Source organism: Dactylosporangium sp. CA-152071, from assembly GCF_050936335.1.
GTDB classification, from domain to species: domain Bacteria; phylum Actinomycetota; class Actinomycetes; order Mycobacteriales; family Micromonosporaceae; genus Dactylosporangium; species Dactylosporangium maewongense.
On the sequence record NZ_JBNJMZ010000001.1, the window covers coordinates 6,558,988 to 6,575,154 of the forward strand.

Annotated in this window: 16 protein-coding genes; 7 read left to right on the plus strand and 9 right to left on the minus strand. The window is 71.7% G+C overall.

What is annotated here, in order from left to right:
* Positions 1–55: 55 nt before the first annotated feature.
* Together ACQEVZ_RS29485 and ACQEVZ_RS29490 are read left to right on the plus strand one after the other, a co-directional pair.
* Positions 56–766 carry an LppX_LprAFG lipoprotein gene (locus ACQEVZ_RS29485; RefSeq protein ID WP_354899823.1) on the plus strand — a complete coding sequence of 237 codons (711 nt, stop codon included), beginning with the start codon at positions 56–58 and terminating at the stop codon, positions 764–766.
* A gap of 4 nt (positions 767–770) precedes the next feature.
* Positions 771–2,651, plus strand: a complete 1,881-nt coding sequence (locus tag ACQEVZ_RS29490) for an MFS transporter (RefSeq protein ID WP_433372375.1) — start codon at positions 771–773, stop codon at positions 2,649–2,651.
* Positions 2,652–2,679: 28 nt separating this feature from the next.
* Here ACQEVZ_RS29490 and ACQEVZ_RS29495 read toward each other — a convergent pair whose 3' ends face one another.
* Both ACQEVZ_RS29495 and ACQEVZ_RS29500 read right to left on the minus strand, forming a co-directional pair.
* Positions 2,680–3,027, minus strand: coding sequence for a DUF6401 family natural product biosynthesis protein (locus ACQEVZ_RS29495; RefSeq protein WP_433372378.1), 348 nt, complete (start codon positions 3,025–3,027; stop codon positions 2,680–2,682).
* A gap of 65 nt (positions 3,028–3,092) precedes the next feature.
* Complete coding sequence (locus ACQEVZ_RS29500) at positions 3,093–3,293, minus strand: PspC domain-containing protein (RefSeq protein ID WP_344501347.1); 201 nt, start codon at positions 3,291–3,293, stop codon at positions 3,093–3,095.
* 226 nt (positions 3,294–3,519) lie between these two features.
* On the opposite strand from ACQEVZ_RS29500, the gene ACQEVZ_RS29505 reads away from it, so the two are divergent.
* Genes ACQEVZ_RS29505 through ACQEVZ_RS29515 form a run of 3 tightly spaced genes read left to right on the plus strand, consistent with a single transcriptional unit; the run spans position 3,520 to position 6,012 of the window.
* Positions 3,520–4,230, plus strand: a complete 711-nt coding sequence (locus tag ACQEVZ_RS29505) for a CAP domain-containing protein (RefSeq protein ID WP_433372382.1) — start codon at positions 3,520–3,522, stop codon at positions 4,228–4,230.
* Positions 4,231–4,250: 20 nt separating this feature from the next.
* Positions 4,251–4,769: a hypothetical protein gene (locus tag ACQEVZ_RS29510; RefSeq protein WP_354899813.1), complete on the plus strand. Its 519-nt coding sequence runs from the start codon at positions 4,251–4,253 to the stop codon at positions 4,767–4,769.
* Positions 4,770–4,824: 55 nt separating this feature from the next.
* Complete coding sequence (locus ACQEVZ_RS29515; protein ID WP_433372386.1) at positions 4,825–6,012, plus strand: esterase-like activity of phytase family protein; 1,188 nt, start codon at positions 4,825–4,827, stop codon at positions 6,010–6,012.
* 15 nt (positions 6,013–6,027) lie between these two features.
* Here ACQEVZ_RS29515 and ACQEVZ_RS29520 read toward each other — a convergent pair whose 3' ends face one another.
* A complete protein-coding gene (locus ACQEVZ_RS29520; protein ID WP_363400532.1) occupies positions 6,028–6,351 on the minus strand; it encodes a DUF6401 family natural product biosynthesis protein in 324 nt (107 codons plus the stop codon).
* Between the two features lie 105 nt (positions 6,352–6,456).
* Between ACQEVZ_RS29520 and ACQEVZ_RS29525 the strand changes: the two genes are divergently transcribed.
* Positions 6,457–6,906 carry a DUF6328 family protein gene (locus tag ACQEVZ_RS29525; RefSeq protein ID WP_433372390.1) on the plus strand — a complete coding sequence of 150 codons (450 nt, stop codon included), beginning with the start codon at positions 6,457–6,459 and terminating at the stop codon, positions 6,904–6,906.
* Between the two features lie 134 nt (positions 6,907–7,040).
* The gene (locus ACQEVZ_RS29530) at positions 7,041–9,536 is read left to right on the plus strand and encodes a glycoside hydrolase family 9 protein (protein ID WP_433377068.1); all 2,496 of its coding nucleotides are present in this window, start codon (positions 7,041–7,043) and stop codon (positions 9,534–9,536) included.
* 118 nt (positions 9,537–9,654) lie between these two features.
* Here the strand turns inward: ACQEVZ_RS29530 and ACQEVZ_RS29535 are convergent, their stop codons facing one another.
* The 6 genes from ACQEVZ_RS29535 to ACQEVZ_RS29560 are packed head-to-tail and all read right to left on the minus strand — an operon-like array spanning position 9,655 to position 16,165.
* Entirely contained in the window at positions 9,655–10,383 is a 729-nt protein-coding gene (locus ACQEVZ_RS29535) for an SRPBCC family protein (protein WP_433372393.1), read from the minus strand.
* A 6-nt stretch (positions 10,384–10,389) separates the two neighbouring features.
* Positions 10,390–11,544 (minus strand): vWA domain-containing protein, encoded by a 1,155-nt coding sequence (locus ACQEVZ_RS29540; RefSeq protein ID WP_344501354.1) that lies wholly within the window; start codon positions 11,542–11,544, stop codon positions 10,390–10,392.
* The gene (locus ACQEVZ_RS29545; RefSeq protein WP_344501355.1) at positions 11,531–12,397 is read right to left on the minus strand and encodes an AAA family ATPase; all 867 of its coding nucleotides are present in this window, start codon (positions 12,395–12,397) and stop codon (positions 11,531–11,533) included. The genes ACQEVZ_RS29540 and ACQEVZ_RS29545 overlap by 14 nt, the downstream gene beginning before the upstream one ends.
* Positions 12,394–13,317: an XdhC family protein gene (locus ACQEVZ_RS29550; protein WP_433372398.1), complete on the minus strand. Its 924-nt coding sequence runs from the start codon at positions 13,315–13,317 to the stop codon at positions 12,394–12,396. Before ACQEVZ_RS29550 ends, ACQEVZ_RS29545 begins: the two co-directional genes overlap by 4 nt.
* On the minus strand, positions 13,314–15,683 hold the full coding sequence (locus ACQEVZ_RS29555; RefSeq protein ID WP_354899800.1) for an aerobic carbon-monoxide dehydrogenase large subunit: 2,370 nt from the start codon (positions 15,681–15,683) through the stop codon (positions 13,314–13,316). The genes ACQEVZ_RS29550 and ACQEVZ_RS29555 overlap by 4 nt, the downstream gene beginning before the upstream one ends.
* Complete coding sequence (locus ACQEVZ_RS29560; RefSeq protein ID WP_344501358.1) at positions 15,680–16,165, minus strand: (2Fe-2S)-binding protein; 486 nt, start codon at positions 16,163–16,165, stop codon at positions 15,680–15,682. Before ACQEVZ_RS29560 ends, ACQEVZ_RS29555 begins: the two co-directional genes overlap by 4 nt.
* Positions 16,166–16,167: the final 2 nt, after the last annotated feature.

Genomic DNA, 16,167 nt, shown 5'->3' on the forward strand with positions numbered 1-16,167 from the left:
GCTGCCCAGGGTCACGGCTCGCCCGTTGTTTCGTTGCGCGGTCTAGCATGCCGGTATGCCCCGCACTCGTGCTCTGCTGGCCGGTTTCACGGCCTTGCTCTTCGTCCTGACAGGCTGCACCAGCAAGTCCAAAGAGGACGACGCCGGGAAGGCGGATCCCAACCTGCCGGCCGCAGACGGGCTGCTCAAGGAGTCCGCGACCGCGATGGGCGGGATCACGTCCGCGAAGTTCCTCATCACCGCCGACGGCACCATCGCCGGCGTGGCGCTCAAGCGCGCCGACGGCGTGCTGACCAAGGAGGGCAACGCGCAGGGGACCGCCCAGGTCGAGCAGATGGGCGCGACGGTCGACATGGCCTTCACCATCGTGGGGCAGACCATGTGGCTGAAGGGTCCCACCGGCGACTACCAGCAGCTGCCGCTGGCCCTCGCGGCGTCGGTCTACGACCCGTCGGCGATCCTCTCGCCCGACCGCGGCATCGCCAAGGTCCTGGGCACCGCCACCAACGGCAAGACCGAGGCCACCGAGAGCGTCGACGGTCAGGAGGCCTACCGGCTCTCGACCGACAACTCCTCGCAGACCCTCGCCAACGTGGTGCCCGGCGTCACCGGCTCCGTGCCCGGCAAGTTCTGGATCGCCAAGGACGGCAAGAAGCTGCTGAAGGCCGCGTTCACCCTGCCCGCCGTCGGTGAGGCCAAGGGCGGCACGGTCACCATCACGTTCAAGGAGTTCGACGCCCCGGTCACCATCGCCCCGCCGAAGTAAGCAGATGACGTCGACTGCGCCCGCCTCCGGGGGCGGGCGGCGGCGGCTCGCCGTCAGCGTGGGCGGGGTGGCGGTGCTGCTCGCCGCGCTCGACGCCTACGTGATCGTCGGGGTCCTCACCGACATCATGGACTCCCTGCACATCGCCGACACCCGGCTGGAGCGGGTCACCCCGGTCGTGACCGGCTTCCTGCTCGGATACGTCGCCGGGATGCCGCTGCTCGGGTCGCTCTCCGACCGGTTCGGCCGGCGGGCGCTGCTGGTCGCGAGCCTGCTCGGATTCGCCGCCGGCTCCGCGCTCACCGCCGCGTCCGGCGTGCTCACGGCCGCCTCCGGCGGCGAGATCTGGCTGCTCACCGGCGGCCGCACGCTGCAGGGCATCGCCGGCGGCGCGCTGCTGCCCGTCACCGTCGCCCTCGTCAGCGACCTGTGGCCCGACCGCGGCCGCCACCTGGTCCTCGGCAACATCGGGGCGGCGCAGGAGCTCGGCAGCGTCCTCGGCCCCCTGTACGGGGTGGCGGTCGCCGCCGCGCTCGGCACCTGGCGCGGCATCTTCTGGCTGAACCTGCCGCTCGTCGCGGTCGCGATCGTCCTCGTCTGGCGCGCGGTGCCCGGCGGCCCGCCGCGGTCGTCCGCCCCGCGCAGGACCGACCTGGTCGGCGGGCTGCTCCTGGCGGTGGCGCTCGGCGCGGTGGTCGCCGCGCTGTACAACCCCGACCCCGAGCGGTCCGTCCTGCCCTCGTGGGGCTGGCCCGTCCTCGCCGGCGCCGCGGTCGTGACGGTGCTGTTCGCGCTGTGGGAGCGCCGGGCCCGCACCCGCCTGCTGGACCTGACCGGCGCCGCCAAGCTGCCGTTCTTCGCTGTCCTGGTGGCGAGCTGGTGCGCCGGCGTCGCCCTCATGGTCACGCTGGTCGACGTGGAGCTGGTCGCGCAGACCCTCCTGCGCAAGTCCGGCGTCGAGGCCACCCTGGTGCTGACCCGCTTCCTGGTCGCCCTGCCCGTGGGGGCGGTCCTGGGCGGCCTGCTGCTCCGCCAGTCCCGCCGGGCCGCCGTGCGGGGCGTCCCTTCCGGCGCGGAAGCTCTCGACCTGGCCGCCGCTCCCGCCGGCGAGAGCCTGCTCAGCCCCGCCCGTCCCGGCGCTCTCAGCGCTGCCGAACTTCCGGCAGTGGGCAGCCCCTATGGCGCCGGCGCCGATGATGCCGGTGCTGCCGATGCCGGCTCTGGTGCTGCCGGTGCCGGTGCCGGTGCCGGTGCCGGTGGCGGTGATGGTGGCGGTGCCGGTGCCGGTGCCAGTGGCGGTGTCGGTGGCGGTGATGGTGGCGGCGCTGGCGGTGGTGTCGGTGCTGGTGGGTGGGGTGCGGGGCGGGTGCGCGAGCGGGCGGTCGCCGTCGGTGGGCTCGTGCTGGCGGCGGTCGCGTATCTGCTCATCGCGGGCTGGCCGGAGGACGTGCTCGCCGCGCGCTACCTGGGGATCCTGCCCCGGCTGGACACGGACCTGGCGCTCGCCGGCCTCGGGCTGGGGCTGGTCATCGCTCCGCTGTCGGCGGCGGCCCTGCGGGCGACCCCGGCGTCGCAGCACGGGGTGGCTTCGTCGGCGGTGGTCGTGGCACGGACGATGGGCATGCTGATCGGGGTCGCCGCCCTGACGGCTTGGGGACTGCACCGGTTCCACGAGCTGACCGCGAACCTCGACTTCCCGCTGGTCTTCGGCAAGCCGGCCGAGGAGCAGCGGCGGCTGATGTCCGCGTACGCGAACGCGCTCCAGGACGCCTTACGCACCGAGTACCGCGAGATCTTCCTGATCACCGCGGCCGTCTGCCTCGCGGGCGCCGTCGCGGCCGCGTTCATCGGCGGCCCACGCGAGACCCCTCCACCGCCCGGCTAGCAGCGGTCCGGAAGAGGTGGGAGGTGGGTCAGATCTGGCCGGCGGAGCGGGCCAGGGCGCAGATGGCGATGAGGCGGACCGTGGGCCACTCGGCCTTCGACCAGTCGAGCTCGGAGGTCGGTGGCAGCTGCCAATGGGCCTCGATGAGGGCGTCGCGGACACCGGTGGCGTAGCTGGCGAGGGCGACGGCGTTCGGGCCGTGCTCCGGGTCGCCGAGGGCGTCGCGGACCGAGGCGGCGTGCTGGTCGACCGCGGCCTGGAGGCCGGCCGAGGCGGCGGCGGCCGCCAGGCCGGACTCGCCGAGCCAGGTCATCAGGCCGTTCAGGGTCGCGCGGGCGGCGGTGTGGCGGGTGGCTTCGGCGAGGTCTTTGAACATGCCTCCGAGTTCGACCGGTCGGCCGGCCGGTTGACCGGCGAACCCGGAGCGCACCCTGGCGGACCTCAGTTGTAACTGGGCGACTTCGACTCGTCGGGCATCAGGACCCACAGCACGATGTAGATCACGAACTGCGGGCCCGGCAGCAGGCACGAGATGAGGAAGATGAGCCGCATGACGTTGGGCGACATGCCGAACCGGCGGGCGAGGCCGGAGCAGACGCCGGCGATCCAACGGTTGTCCCGGGGCCTGACCAGAGTGGACATTGCTGCTCCTTCGACGGGCGGATCGTTGTTGTAGCTCAACGGTATGAATGCCCGGGGCCGCCGCCCTCCAACCTTTGATGGAACTTCGGCGGCCGGTCCACTAGGGACCCACCCGCACGGGTAGCCGGTCGGTTGCCGACCGTTGCGGGCCAGTTGACCTGCTCACGAGCGCTGTGAGGCACCCGATACCAACTCCGTCAAGCTCACCGACGGAAGGTTTCCCATCGTGACCCGGTTCCCTCGCCGTGCCACCATCCTCGCCGCCGTGCTGCTCGCGGCGCCGCTCGGCTTCACGCTCACCGCCACCGCCGCGACGGCCGCCCCCGCCGCCGCGCAGGTCGTCACCGCCGCCGGTGACGCGGTCGCGGGTGCGGACGTCGCCGCCGCGGTATCCAAGAAGAAGAAAAAGAAGAAGAAGAAGTCGACCGCCAAGAAGCCGGTCACCACGCCGACGAAGAAGCCGACCACCAAGCCCACCACCAAGCCGGTCACCACGCCCACCAAGACGCCCACCACCGCGCCCACGACGCCCGCCACCAAGCCGGTGGAGAGCAGCTCGCTGGAGAGCGAGGTCGTGACGCTGACCAACAACTACCGCAAGGCCAACGGCTGCGGCGCCCTGCGCATCGACTCGCGGCTGGTCGCGGCGGCGCGCAACCACAGCACCGACATGGTGACGAACAACTTCTTCAGCCACACCGGGTCCAACGGCAGCACGTTCGTGCAGCGTGAGGTCGCCGCCGGGTACACCGCCGGGGCGTCGGCGGAGAACATCGCCTGGGGCTACCGGTCGCCGCAGGAGGTCGTCACCGGCTGGATCAACAGCGAGGGCCACCGGGCCAACATCCTCAACTGCAGCAGCGTCGCGGTCGGTGTCGGCCTCGCGTACAAGGCGGACGGGACCCCGTACTGGACCCAGGACTTCGGCCGCGTCTGAAAACCGTGTAGAAACACTGCGTGACCATTCGTAAAGCCGTGCTGTCGGCGGGCGTCGTACTGGCGCTCGCCGGCTGCGGCGACGACCCGGCGGGGCAGGGCAGTCCGCAGGACGCGAAGCGCAACGGCGCCGTCTACGACACCGCCGACATGTGCGGCATCGCCACCGACGACCAGCTCAAGGCCGCGCTCGGCGAGGCGCCGGGCACCAGGGAGCGCCGCGACACCGACTCGCTCAAGGCGTGCGCGGTCGACGGCGCCTCCGGCGACTTCTACCTGTTCCTGACGCTGGTCCGCCCCTCGTCGGGCGCCGCGCAGCAGGTGGCCTACGACAAGAACGCGGCGCAGGACGCGAAGTCGATCGACGCGTCGACGTTCTCGGTCGCCGGTGACGGCGAGGCGTACGTGGAGGCCGCCAGCGGCGAGCTCGTCGTGCGCGTGTCGTTCGTGTACTACCAGGGCGGCGGCAGCATCACCGACGGGCCGGCCGTCGTCGCGCGGCTGCGCACGCTCCAGGAAGCGATCACCAAGAAAACGTAGGCCGATCACCGGAAGCACCTGGGTGGTTCACCCGGGCCCCTTAGCGTCGCGGCCCATGAGGAATCTCCGACGTGCCGGTGCCGGCCTGGGTATCGGCGTGCTGACGCTGGCCCTCGCCGCGCCGAGCGCTGAAGCACACGACACCTACGGCCGCGCCACCCTGACCGGCTTCGCCGCGCTGCCGGCGGCCACGTTCGTCTCCGCCAGCGACCCGTCGGGCTCGCTGCTGGGCGGCACGCCGTCCAACGGGATCACGCCGCCGTTCGCCGACCAGCCGGTCCAGGGCTTCAGCGGCATCGTCCGCAATGGGGACGGCACGTTCGAGGTGCTCTCGGACAACGGCTACGGCAACAAGGCCAACAGCGCCGACTTCGTGCTGCGCATCCACCGGGTGGCCCCGGACTACGGCAACCACACGGTGGACGTGGTCGGCGGCATCAACCTCACGGACCCGAACGGTCTCGTGCCGTTCGCGCTGACCCGCCCCGACCGGGTGCTCACCGGCTCGGACTTCGACGTCGAGTCGATCCAGCGGGCGAAGGACGGCACGTACTGGATCGGCGACGAGTTCGGCCCGTACCTGCTGCACTTCGACCGCGCCGGGCGGCTGCTGCAGGCGCCGATCCCGCTCGACGGGGTCCGCGCGCCGGAGAACCCGGCCGGCAACCCGAACCTGAACAGCAGCAAGGGCTTCGAGGGCCTCGCCCAGTCTCCCGACGGCCGGAAGCTGTACGCGCTGCTGGAGGGTGTCGTCGCCGGCGACGCGCCCGGCGGCCTGCGGCTCAACGAGTTCGACGTCGCGTCCCGCTCGTACACGGGCAAGCGCTGGATCTACCAGCTGGAGGACCCGGCCAACGCGATCGGCGACGCGATCGCCGTCGACGACGACCGCTTCCTCGTCATCGAGCGCGACAACGGCCAGGGCGCGACCGCGAAGTTCAAGCGGATCTACCTCGCCGACAAGCGCGACCGCAACCGCGACGGCAAGCTCGACAAGACCCTCGTGGCGGACCTCATGAACCTCGCCGACCCGCGCCACCTCGGTGGGGACACGGGCACCTTCACGTTCCCGTTCCAGACCATCGAGGACGTCGTCATCCTCGACGACAAGACCCTCGGCGTGGTCAACGACAACAACTTCCCGTTCTCCAACGGCCGCACGCCGGGCCAGCCCGACAACAACGAGTTCATCACCATCCGGCTGACGGACCCGCTGCACGCCGACAAGCGCTTCCTGAAGTAAGCGCCAGGCAGGCGCCTACGAAGGGATCAGCGAGCAGACCGCCAGCAGGCGGAGCATCGCCCAGGTCGGGCGGGACCAGTCGTCGAGGGTCTCGCCCGCGTCCCTGGCGGCGTCGCGGATCGCCGCCGCGTAACCGGCGAGGGCCACCGGGTCGAGCAGCGTGCCACCGAGGGACTCGCGGACCGCGGCGGCGTGCTGGTCGACCCGCGCCAGCAGGTCGGGCCGCACGGAGACCGCCACACGGCCGGGGCGCCCAACGGCGGAGGCGAGCTCGGCCAGCCCGGCCCGGGCGATCCACGCGCGTCGACCGGACGTCAACTCATCGAAGGGTGCGCTCACGTTCGCGACCATATGCCCAGCATGCAACCGGTCGCAGCCCCGACGCGCCGGGTTTGACCCGATCGCCAGTTTCGTTCTGGCGACCGGTTGGGTAAAAGAACCCGCATGGCCGATCGCGACGAGAGCCCCGTTGAGCGTTCCGACCGGAATTGGACCGAATTGCTGCAGGAGCTGCGGGTCGCGCAGACCGGCGTGCAGATCTTGTTCGCCTTCCTGCTGACGATTCCGTTCAGCCAGCGGTTCGCGGAGATCACGGCCGTCCAGCGTGGAACGTACATCGTGACGCTGGTGCTCACCGCCCTGGCGACGCTGTGCCTGATCGCCCCGGTCAGCCATCACCGGATCCTGTTCCGCCGGGGGCGCAAGGAGCAGCTCGTCAAGTCGAGCGACACGCTCGCGCAGATCGGGCTCGTGTTCCTGTGGCTCTCCGTGGTCGGCGCTGTGTTCCTGGTGTTCGAGGTCGTCGTCGCGGTCTCGTGGGCGATCGCGGTGGCCGGCGCGCTCGGGGTGTCGTTCGTGCTGGTTTGGTACGTGTTTCCCACCCTGAAACGCTAGGCAGCTTGAGTATTGACACCCTTGTGTGCGGTAAGACACAGTGGGAGCGCTCCCATTTCCCTTCCGCCACAAGGGGTGTCTGTGTGAAGCGCAAACTCTCGCTCGCCTTAGTCGCGGCGGTCCTGGTCGTGCCGATGACCGCGTCCGCCGCACTCGCCGATCCGGCCGAACAGCTCGTCAACGGCACCTTCGACAGCGGCACCGACCCGTGGTGGTGGACCGGCAACGCGCCGGCCTCCGTCGTGGGCGGGCAGCTGTGCGCGGCCATCCCCGCCGGGACCACCAACCCGTGGGACGCCATCATCGGGCAGAACGCCGTCAAGCTGCAGGCCGGCGAGTCGTACAAGCTCGCCTTCAAGGCCAGCGCCAGCACGCCGGTGACGATCCGGGCCAACGTCCAGCTCGCGGCGCCGCCCTACACCCAGGAGCTCTCCGCGGCGCCGGCCCTCACCGCGGCGCAACAGTCCTACAGTTACACGTTCACCGCGGCGGCCGACACCGACGCGGGCCAGGTCGCGTTCCAGGTCGGCGGCAGCGCGACCGCCTGGACGCTGTGCCTCGACGACATCTCGTTGCAGGGAGGTGCTCCGCCGCCCGTGTACGTCCCGGACACCGGCCCCCGCGTGCGGGTCAACCAGGTCGGCTACCTCGCCGACGGCCCGAAGGCCGCCACCGTCGTCACCGAGGCGACCACCGGCCTGCCGTGGCAGCTGCGCAGCGCCGCCGGCACGGTCGTCGCCACCGGCACGACCACGCCGGCCGGGGTCGACGCCACCTCCGGCCAGAACGTCCAGACGGCCGACTTCAGCTCGTACAGGGTGAAGGGCGCCGGATACACGCTGACCGCCGACGGCGAGACCAGCGTGCCCTTCGACATCGGGGTCAACGCCGCCTACGAGAAGCTGCGCACCGACTCGCTGTCCTGGTACTACACCCAGCGCAGCGGCATCGAGATCCTCGACAGCATCGCCCCCGGCTACGGCCGCGCGGCCGGCCACCTCGGCGTCGCGCCCAACCAGGGCGACACGGACGTCCCGTGCCAGCCGGGCCTGTGCGACTACCGGCTCGACGTGCGCGGCGGCTGGTACGACGCCGGCGACCACGGCAAGTACGTCGTCAACGGCGGCATCTCGGTGTACCAGCTGCTGAGCACCTTCGAGCGGACCAAGGTCGCCGCCGGCGCCCGCGCGGACAAGCTCGGCGACGGCTCGCTGCGCGTCCCGGAGCATGGCAACCAGGTGCCCGACGTCCTCGACGAGGCGCGCTGGGAGCTGGAGTTCATGCTGCGGATGCAGGTCCCGGCGGGCAAGCCCCTGGCCGGCATGGTGCACCACAAGGTGCACGACGCAGCCTGGACCGGCCTGCCGCTCGACCCCGCCGCCGACCCGCAGCCGCGGGAGCTGCACGCACCGTCGACGGCCGCGACGCTGAACCTCGCCGCGACCGCCGCCCAGGGCGCCCGGCTCTTCCAGCCCTACGACAAGGCGTTCGCCGCGAAGCTGCTCGCCGCGGCGAAGACGGCGTACGCGGCCGCGGTCGCCAACCCGGCCCGCTACGCCCTCGTCACGGACGGCACCGGCGGCGGCGCGTACGACGACGACAACGTGACCGACGAGTTCTACTGGGCCGCGGCGGAGCTGTTCATCAGCACCGGCGAGAAGGTCTACCAGGACGCGGTCGTGGCGTCGCCGTGGCACACCGCCGACGTGTTCCGCCCGGAGGGCTTCGACTGGAAGTTCACCGCGACGGCCGGCCGGCTCGACCTCGCGACCGTGCCCAACGCGCTGGCCGACCGGGGGCGGGTGCGGCAGTCCGTTGTGGACGGTGCCCGCGGCTACCTGCAGACGCTGCGGGGCAACGCGTACAACATCGCCTACAACCCGTCCAACGGGAAGTTCGACTGGGGCTCCAACGGCCTGGTCGTGAACAACCTGGCCGTCATCGCCACGGCGTACGACATCAGCGGCGACACGGCGTTCCGCGACGGCGTCCTGACGGGTATGGACTACCTCCTCGGCCGCAACGCGCTCAACCAGTCCTACGTGACCGGCTACGGCGAGCGGGCGTCGCACAACCAGCACTCGCGGATGTACGCCCACCAGCTCAACCCGGCGCTGCCCAACCCGCCGGCCGGGTCGCTGTCGGGCGGGCCGAACTCCTCGATCCAGGACCCGGTCGCGTCGAAGATCCTGGCGGGCTGCAAGCCGCAGTTCTGCTACGTCGACGACATCGAGTCGTGGTCGACCAACGAGATCACGATCAACTGGAACTCGGCGCTGTCGTTCGTGGCGTCGTTCCTGGCGGACCAGGGTGAGGGCGGCGCGGTCGCGAAGCAGCCGTGCACCGTCACGTACACCAGGGTCCTGGACCTCGGCGGCGTCTACATCGCCTCCGTGACGGTCCGCAACACGTCCCGCCAGACGCTGAACGACTGGGCGCTGGGCTTCGCCTACACCGGCACGCAGAAGGTCGACCTCGCGGTCAACGGCACCGCGACGCAGACCGGCGCCTCGGTGAAGGTCAAGCCGTGGCAGAGCCGGCTGAAGCCGGGCGAGTCGACGACGATCCTGCTCGTCGGCAAGGTGGCGTGGGGTCCGAACGCGGCCCCGGCGGTCTTCACCTGCGGTTGATTGGGCGGCCGCATCGGATGGGGTGAGGAAAGGAGGGGCACCGGCCGCAACCCGGCCGGTGCCCCTTGCCCTGTTCCAGCCCTGTTCCAGCCCTGTTCCGGCTCTGTTCCGGAGCCGTTCAGACCAGCCAGACGATCAGCGCGACGATCACCGCGACGAGGATGACGACCGGCACCGCGATCTTCACGATGTTGGTGGTCCCGGCGGTCTCCAGAAGGTCGACGGGGGCCGCCTCCGGTCCCTCGATGACGCGGACGGCCTGCTGGGCGGGCGCGGTCGTCACGCCGTTCGCGTCGGGGACGGGAGCGGTCGGCACGATCGCCTCGACCTGCTCGACCTGCTCGACCTGCTCGGCCGAAGAAGGCGGCTCCTCGGCGGACGGCGACGTCTCGGCGGAGGGGGGCGCCTCGGCCAGCTGCGCCTCCAGGTTGGTGACGAACTGACCGAGCAGCCGGGTGCTGATGTCGCCGATCGTGCTGCGGCCCATCTGCGCCAAGGGGCCCGCGATCGTCAGATCCGTCTCGACGGCGACCTTCGTCGATTCGCCCTCCGCCGTCAGCACCGCCGTGACGAGCGCCGACGCGCGGCCCTTGCCGGACGCGTCGCGGCCGCGGGCGTCGATCACCGCCCGGTGCGCCGCGTCGTCGCGCTCCTTGAAGGTGGCCACGCCCGAGAACTGGGCGGTCATCGGGCCGACCTTCACCTTGACCTTGCCGTGGTACTCGTCCCCCTGTACCGAGGTCAGCTGGGCGCCGGGCATGCAGGGGGCGATCCGCTCCAGGTCGGTCAGCACCGCCCAGGTCTCTTCGAGGGGCCGGTGGACGACGAACTCATTGGTGAGCAGCATTGACGGTCACGTCCTTCGAGAATGGCCTTCGAGCGCGGCCAGGAGGGGGTCGAGAGCGGTGAGGGAGTGGGCGCTGACCACCGCGTCGCAGTAGGGCCACGCGGCGGCCATGCCACCGACGAGGGGCCGGTAGCGGGGGCTCTGGGTCCGGGGGTTGACCCACACGATCCGGTGGGCGAGGCGGGACAGCCGGGCCATCTCGACGCCGACCTGCGCCGGGTCGCCGGTCTCCCAGCCGTCGGAGACGATGAGGACGATCGCGCCGCGGGCCATCCCGCGGCGGCCGTAGCCGTCGTTGAAGGCCTTCAGCGCGGCCCCGATGCGGGTGCCGCCGGACCAGTCGGGGGCGGCCTGCCCGGCGCGGGCGAGCGCGACCGCCGGGCGGGTGCGGGCGAGCACCTTCGTGAGGCGGGTCAGCCGGGTGGCGAACGTGAACACCTCGGCGTGCGAGGTGCCGGCCGCGCAGTACAGCAGCTGCAGCATCGCCCTGGCGTAGGGCTCCATGGATCCGGAGATGTCGCACAGCGCGACGAGCCGCCGCGGCCGCAGCCGGGGCTCCCGGCGCATCAGCCGCACCGGATGCCCGCCCGAGCGCCTGGCCCGCCGCAGGGTGGCCCGGAGGTCGACGGCGGCACCGAGCGGCCTCGCGCGCATGCGGCGGGTCCGGCGCGGCGGGGTGGCGACGGCGAGCCGCCGCATCAGGTCCTGCAGCGCCGCGAGCTCCTCGGGCGTCAGCGTGGCGAAGTCGCGGGAGGCGAGCCGCTCCGCCGCGCTGCCGACGGTGGCGACCGGGATCTCGACCTCGCGGGCGGGCGCCTGCGAGGAGGACGGCGACTCCGACGACGGGCCCGCGCTGGAGAAGCCGCCGGACCTGGTGGTCGTGGACGTGCCGGTGGCGTTGGGGTCGCCGCGGAAGTCGGCCGGGTCGTCGGCGTAGCCGCGGAAGACCGCGTCGAAGACCCGGTCGAGGATCTCGAACTGCTCGGGGTGGCAGGTCAGCGTCGCCCGCGCGCAGCGGTGCAGCTCCGCGGTGGTGGTGGGGGCGAGGAGCGTGACGGCGCGGGCGAAGCGCTCGCCGCGGTCCGGCCCGACGGGCAGACCCGCGTCGTGCAGCGCCGCGCCGAAGGCGGCGACGAGCCCGGCCAGGTCACCCCGTGGCAAGGTCCGCCAGACCCGTCCGACGGGCCAGCTCCTCGTCCTCGCGGTACTTCAGGACGGCGCCGAGGGTCGCGCCGGCGGACTTCTCGTCCAGGGGCAGGCCCAGCAGGCGCAGCGCGTTGGCCCAGCTGATCGCCTCGGCGACGCCGGGTGGCTTGGTGAGGTCCAGCCCGCGCAGCCGCGACACCGCGCCGGCGACCTGGGCGGCGAGGAGCTCGTCGGCGCCCGGCACCCGCTGCCGGATGATCGCCGCGACCCGGTGCGCGTCGGGGTAGCCGATCCAGTGGTACAGGCAGCGCCGCAGCAGCGCGTCGTGCAGGTCGCGGGTCCGGTTGCTGGTCAGCACGACGATCGGCGGCACCACCGCGGTCCGCGTCCCCAGCTCGGGGATGGTCACCGAGCCCTCGGCCAGGAGCTCGAACAGGAACGCCTCGAACTCGTCGTCGGCCCGGTCGACCTCGTCGATGAGCAGCACCGCCGGGCGCGGCCCGGGGTGCTCGATCGCGGCGAGCAGCGGCCGGCGCAGCAGGTACTCGGGGGCGAACAGGTCCGCCTCCCGGGGCACCTCGCCGCGCGCCTCGGCGAGCCGGATCCCCAGCAGCTGGCGCGGGTAGTTCCACTCGTACAGGGCCTCGGCGGCGCTGAGCCCCTCGTAGCACTGCAACCGGATCAGCGGGGTGTCCAGCGACGCGGCGAGGGCGCCCGCGGCGGCGGTCTTGCCGACCCCGGGCTCGCCCTCCAGCAGGATCGGCTGGCCGAGCCGCACCGACAGGAACAGCGCCGTGGCGAGCCCCTGGTCGGCGAGGTAGCCCTGCTCGGACAGGCCGTCGACCAGCTCCTCGACCGAGGCCGTCACAGGTACCGGGCCGGGTTGTCGATGAACGCCCGCCGGCAGCCGGAGCCGCAGAAGTAGTACATGGTGCCCTCGTGCTCGTACTGCAGCGCGTCCGGCGAGATCGCCACGTCCATCGCGCAGATGACGTCCTTGGCGACCGCGACCTTGGAGACAGCGGCCTTGGCGACCGGCTGGAGCAACGGCAGCTCGATCCGGCCGGGCGGCGGGGCGGTCTGCCGGGGCCGCTTGGAGATGACCTCGGCGAGAATGGACAGCGCGATCTCCGGCGCCGTCCGCGCGCCGATGTCCAGCCCGGCCGGCGCGTGGATGCGTGCCTTCTCCAGGTCCGTCAGCGGCAGTTCGCCGATGACCGCAAGAGCCCGCTTACGGCTGGCGACCAGCGCGATGTACGGCACGTCCGCCCTGACCGCCGCGGTGAGGGACTCGATCTCGTCGCGCCCGTGGGAGGCGACGACGACCGCGGACGCGTCCAGCGGCACCGCCGAAGCGGGCCCGCTGACCGCTTCCCAGCCGATGGATCGCGCGACGTCCACCATCGCGCGGGCGACGGGAGCCTCGCCTTGCACGTACACCAGCGGCGCCGGAATCATCGTCTCCAGGAAGATCTCGAGGGTCCCGCCGGACAGGCACGGGTTGGAGACGGTGAGCAGACCTTCCCGCTCGGAGGTGACGTCGGAGCCGTCGGGCGTGATGCGCAGCAGCGTCGACTCGCCCGTCTCCAGCAGCCGGAGCCCCTGGAGACGGACGGTCGACTCGGCGCAGGTGCCACCGACGAACCCCTCCATCGTGCCGTCCGGCAGCACGAGGGCGCGGTCTCCCGCCTTGGCACTGGTCGGCCGCTCGGCCCGCACGACCGTCGCGAGGACGAACGGGGTGCGGTCGGCGCGCAACCGGTCGGCACGATGAAGGAGGTCGGTCATGAGATGGCGAGGTCCGTTCGGATCGGGCGGCCCTGCGCGGCGCGCCACACGTTGGACGGGGTGAGGGGCATGTCGGCGTGCCGGACCCCGAGGGGCTTCAGCGCGTCGAGGACAGCGTTGACCACGGCGGCCGGCGAGCCGACCGTCGCGGACTCGCCGACGCCCTTGGCGCCGATCGGGTGGTGCGGCGACGGCGTGACCGTCTCGCCGAGCTCCCACGACGGGCACTCCAGCGAGGTCGGCAGCAGGTAGTCCATGAGCGACGCGCCGAGGTGGTTGCCGTCCTCGTCGAACGCCATGAGCTGCATGAGCGCCATGCCGATGCCGTCGGCGAGGCCGCCGTGCACCTGGCCCTCGACGATCATCGGGTTGATCCGCACGCCGCAGTCGTCGACGGCGATGAACCGGCGGACCTTGACCTGGCCGGTGGCCGGGTCGACGTCGACGACGCAGATGTACGCGCCGAACGGGTAGGTCAGGTTCGGCGGGTTGTAGACCGTCGTCGCGTCCAGGTGGCCCTCGACGCCCTCGGGCAGCTCCAGGCTCGAGTGCGCGGCCATCGCGATCTCCTGGATCGTCTTGGCCTGGTCGGGGTCGCCCTTGACGAAGAACTTCCCCTTCTCCCACTCCAGGTCGTCCGGGGACACCTCGAGCATCGCCGACGCCACGATCCGGGCCCGGTCGCGGACCTTGCGGGCCACGATCGCGGTCGCCGCGCCGGAGACCGGCGTCGAGCGCGAGCCGTAGGTGCCGAGGCCGAACGGGGTCTGGTCGGTGTCGCCGTGCACGACGTCGATGTCGTCGGGCGAGATGCCCAGCTCCTCGGCGACGATCTGCGCGAACGTCGTCTCGTGGCCCTGGCCCTGCGTCTGCACCGACAGCCGCAGCACCGCCTTGCCGGTCGGGTGGACCCGCAGCTCGGCGCCGTCGGCCATGCCCAGGCCGAGGATGTCCATGTGCTTGCGGGGGCCGGCCCCGACGCCCTCGGTGAAGAAGCTGATGCCGATGCCCATGTACTCGCCGCGGCTGAGCTTGTCGGCCTGCTCCGCGCGGAGCTTGTCGTACTCGACCATGTCCATGGCGAGCCGGAGCGCGCGCGGGTAGTCGCCGGAGTCGTACTCCCAGCCGGTGGGCGTGGTGTACGGGAACTGCTCCGGCTTGAGCAGGTTCTTCAGCCGCAGCTCGGCCGGGTCCATCTTCAGCTCGAACGCCAGCACGTCGATCATGCGCTCGACGAGGTACGCGGCCTCGGTGATCCGGAAGGAGCAGGCGTACGCGACGCCGCCCGGGGCCTTGTTGGTGTAGACGCCGGTGACGTCGCAGGACGCCGCCTCCAGGTCGTAGGACCCGGTGAAGATGTGGAAGAAGCCGGCCGGGAACTTGGTCGGCTGGGCGGTGCCGTTGAAGGCGCCGTGGTCGGCGAGGACCTTGACCCGCAGGGCGCGGATCCTGCCGTCCTTCGTCGCCGCGATCTCGCCGCGCATGTGGTAGTCGCGGGCGAACGCGGTGGCCGTCAGGTGCTCGTTGCGGTCCTCCATCCACTTCACCGGCTTGCCGGTGACGATGGAGCCGACGATCGCCAGGACGTAGCCGGGGTAGATGCCGACCTTGCCGCCGAAGCCGCCGCCGATGTCGGGGGAGATGACCCGGATCTTGTGCTCCGGCAGCCCCGCGACGAGCGCGTAGACGGTCCGGTGCGCGTGCGGCGCCTGGGTGGTCGAGTAGATCGTCAGCTTGCCGCTGACCTTGTCGAAGTCGGCGACCGCGCCGCACGTCTCCAGCGGCGAGGGGTGCACCCGCGGGTACAGGATGTCCTCGCTGACCACGACCTCCGACGAGGCGAAGACCGCGTCGGTCTTCTCCGCGTCGCCGGCGGACCAGTCGAAGATGTGGTTGTCGGTCTTGCCCTCCTTGTCGTCCCGGATGACCGGGGCGTCCGGGGCGAGGGCCTGCTTCGCGTCCGCCACGACCGGCAGCGGCTCGTACTCGACCTCGATGAGCTCGAGCGCGTCCCGCGCGATGTAGTGGTTCTCGGCGACGACGAAGGCGACCTCCTGGTTCTGGAAGCGGACCTTGTCGGTCGCGAGCACGGCCTGCGTGTCGTAGGACAGGGTCGGCATCCACGCGAGCTTCAGCGTCTCCAGGACGGCACCCGTGATGACGGCCTTGACGCCCGGCAGCGCCTCCGCCGCGCTCGTGTCGATCGAGACGATCTTCGCGTGGGCGTACGGGCTGCGCAGGAACGAGCCGTGCAGCATGCCGGGCAGGTTGACGTCGTCGACGTAGTTGCCCTTGCCGCGCACGAACCGCGCGTCTTCCTTGCGGTGCATGCGGCCGAAGCCCATGGGGGTCTCGGTCACGGTCATGACGTCACCTCGGCCTTCGCTGCAGCCTCGTGCTCCGCCGCCCAGCGGACCGAGCGGACGATGTTCTCGTAACCCGTGCACCGGCAGAGCTGCCCGGAGATCGCCTCGCGGATCTCCTGCTCCGACGGGTCGGGGTTCTTGTCGAGCAGGCAGCGGGCGGTGAGCATCATGCCGGGGGTGCAGAAGCCGCACTGCAGCCCGTGGCACTGCACGAAGCCCTGCTGGACCGGGTCCAGGCCGTCCGCACGCTCGAGCCCTTCGACGGTGCCGACCTGCTTGCCGTCGGCCATCACCGCCAGGACGGTGCAGGACTTGACGGGCACGCCGTCCAGGGTCACGGTGCACACGCCGCAGTTGGACGTGTCGCAGCCCCAGTGCGTCCCGGTGAGGCCGAGCTCGTTGCGCAGGAAGTGCACCAGCAGCAGCCGGGGCTCCACGTCGCGGGTGTGGCTTTCGCCGTTCACCGTCACGGTGATCTGCATGA

Excerpts from the sequence above, each read along its gene's own strand:
- ACQEVZ_RS29485 (WP_354899823.1), top strand. The coding sequence starts at position 56 with ATGCCCCGCACTCGTGCTCTGCTGGCCGGTTTCACGGCCTTGCTCTTC.
- ACQEVZ_RS29490 (WP_433372375.1), top strand. The coding sequence starts at position 771 with ATGACGTCGACTGCGCCCGCCTCCGGGGGCGGGCGGCGGCGGCTCGCC.
- ACQEVZ_RS29495 (WP_433372378.1), bottom strand. The coding sequence starts at position 3,027 with ATGTTCAAAGACCTCGCCGAAGCCACCCGCCACACCGCCGCCCGCGCG.
- ACQEVZ_RS29500 (WP_344501347.1), bottom strand. The coding sequence starts at position 3,293 with ATGTCCACTCTGGTCAGGCCCCGGGACAACCGTTGGATCGCCGGCGTC.
- ACQEVZ_RS29515 (WP_433372386.1), top strand. The coding sequence starts at position 4,825 with ATGAGGAATCTCCGACGTGCCGGTGCCGGCCTGGGTATCGGCGTGCTG.
- ACQEVZ_RS29525 (WP_433372390.1), top strand. The coding sequence starts at position 6,457 with ATGGCCGATCGCGACGAGAGCCCCGTTGAGCGTTCCGACCGGAATTGG.
- ACQEVZ_RS29530 (WP_433377068.1), top strand. The coding sequence starts at position 7,041 with ATGACCGCGTCCGCCGCACTCGCCGATCCGGCCGAACAGCTCGTCAAC.
- ACQEVZ_RS29535 (WP_433372393.1), bottom strand. The coding sequence starts at position 10,383 with ATGCTGCTCACCAATGAGTTCGTCGTCCACCGGCCCCTCGAAGAGACC.
- ACQEVZ_RS29550 (WP_433372398.1), bottom strand. The coding sequence starts at position 13,317 with ATGACCGACCTCCTTCATCGTGCCGACCGGTTGCGCGCCGACCGCACC.
- ACQEVZ_RS29555 (WP_354899800.1), bottom strand. The coding sequence starts at position 15,683 with ATGACCGTGACCGAGACCCCCATGGGCTTCGGCCGCATGCACCGCAAG.
- ACQEVZ_RS29560 (WP_344501358.1), bottom strand. The coding sequence starts at position 16,165 with ATGCAGATCACCGTGACGGTGAACGGCGAAAGCCACACCCGCGACGTG.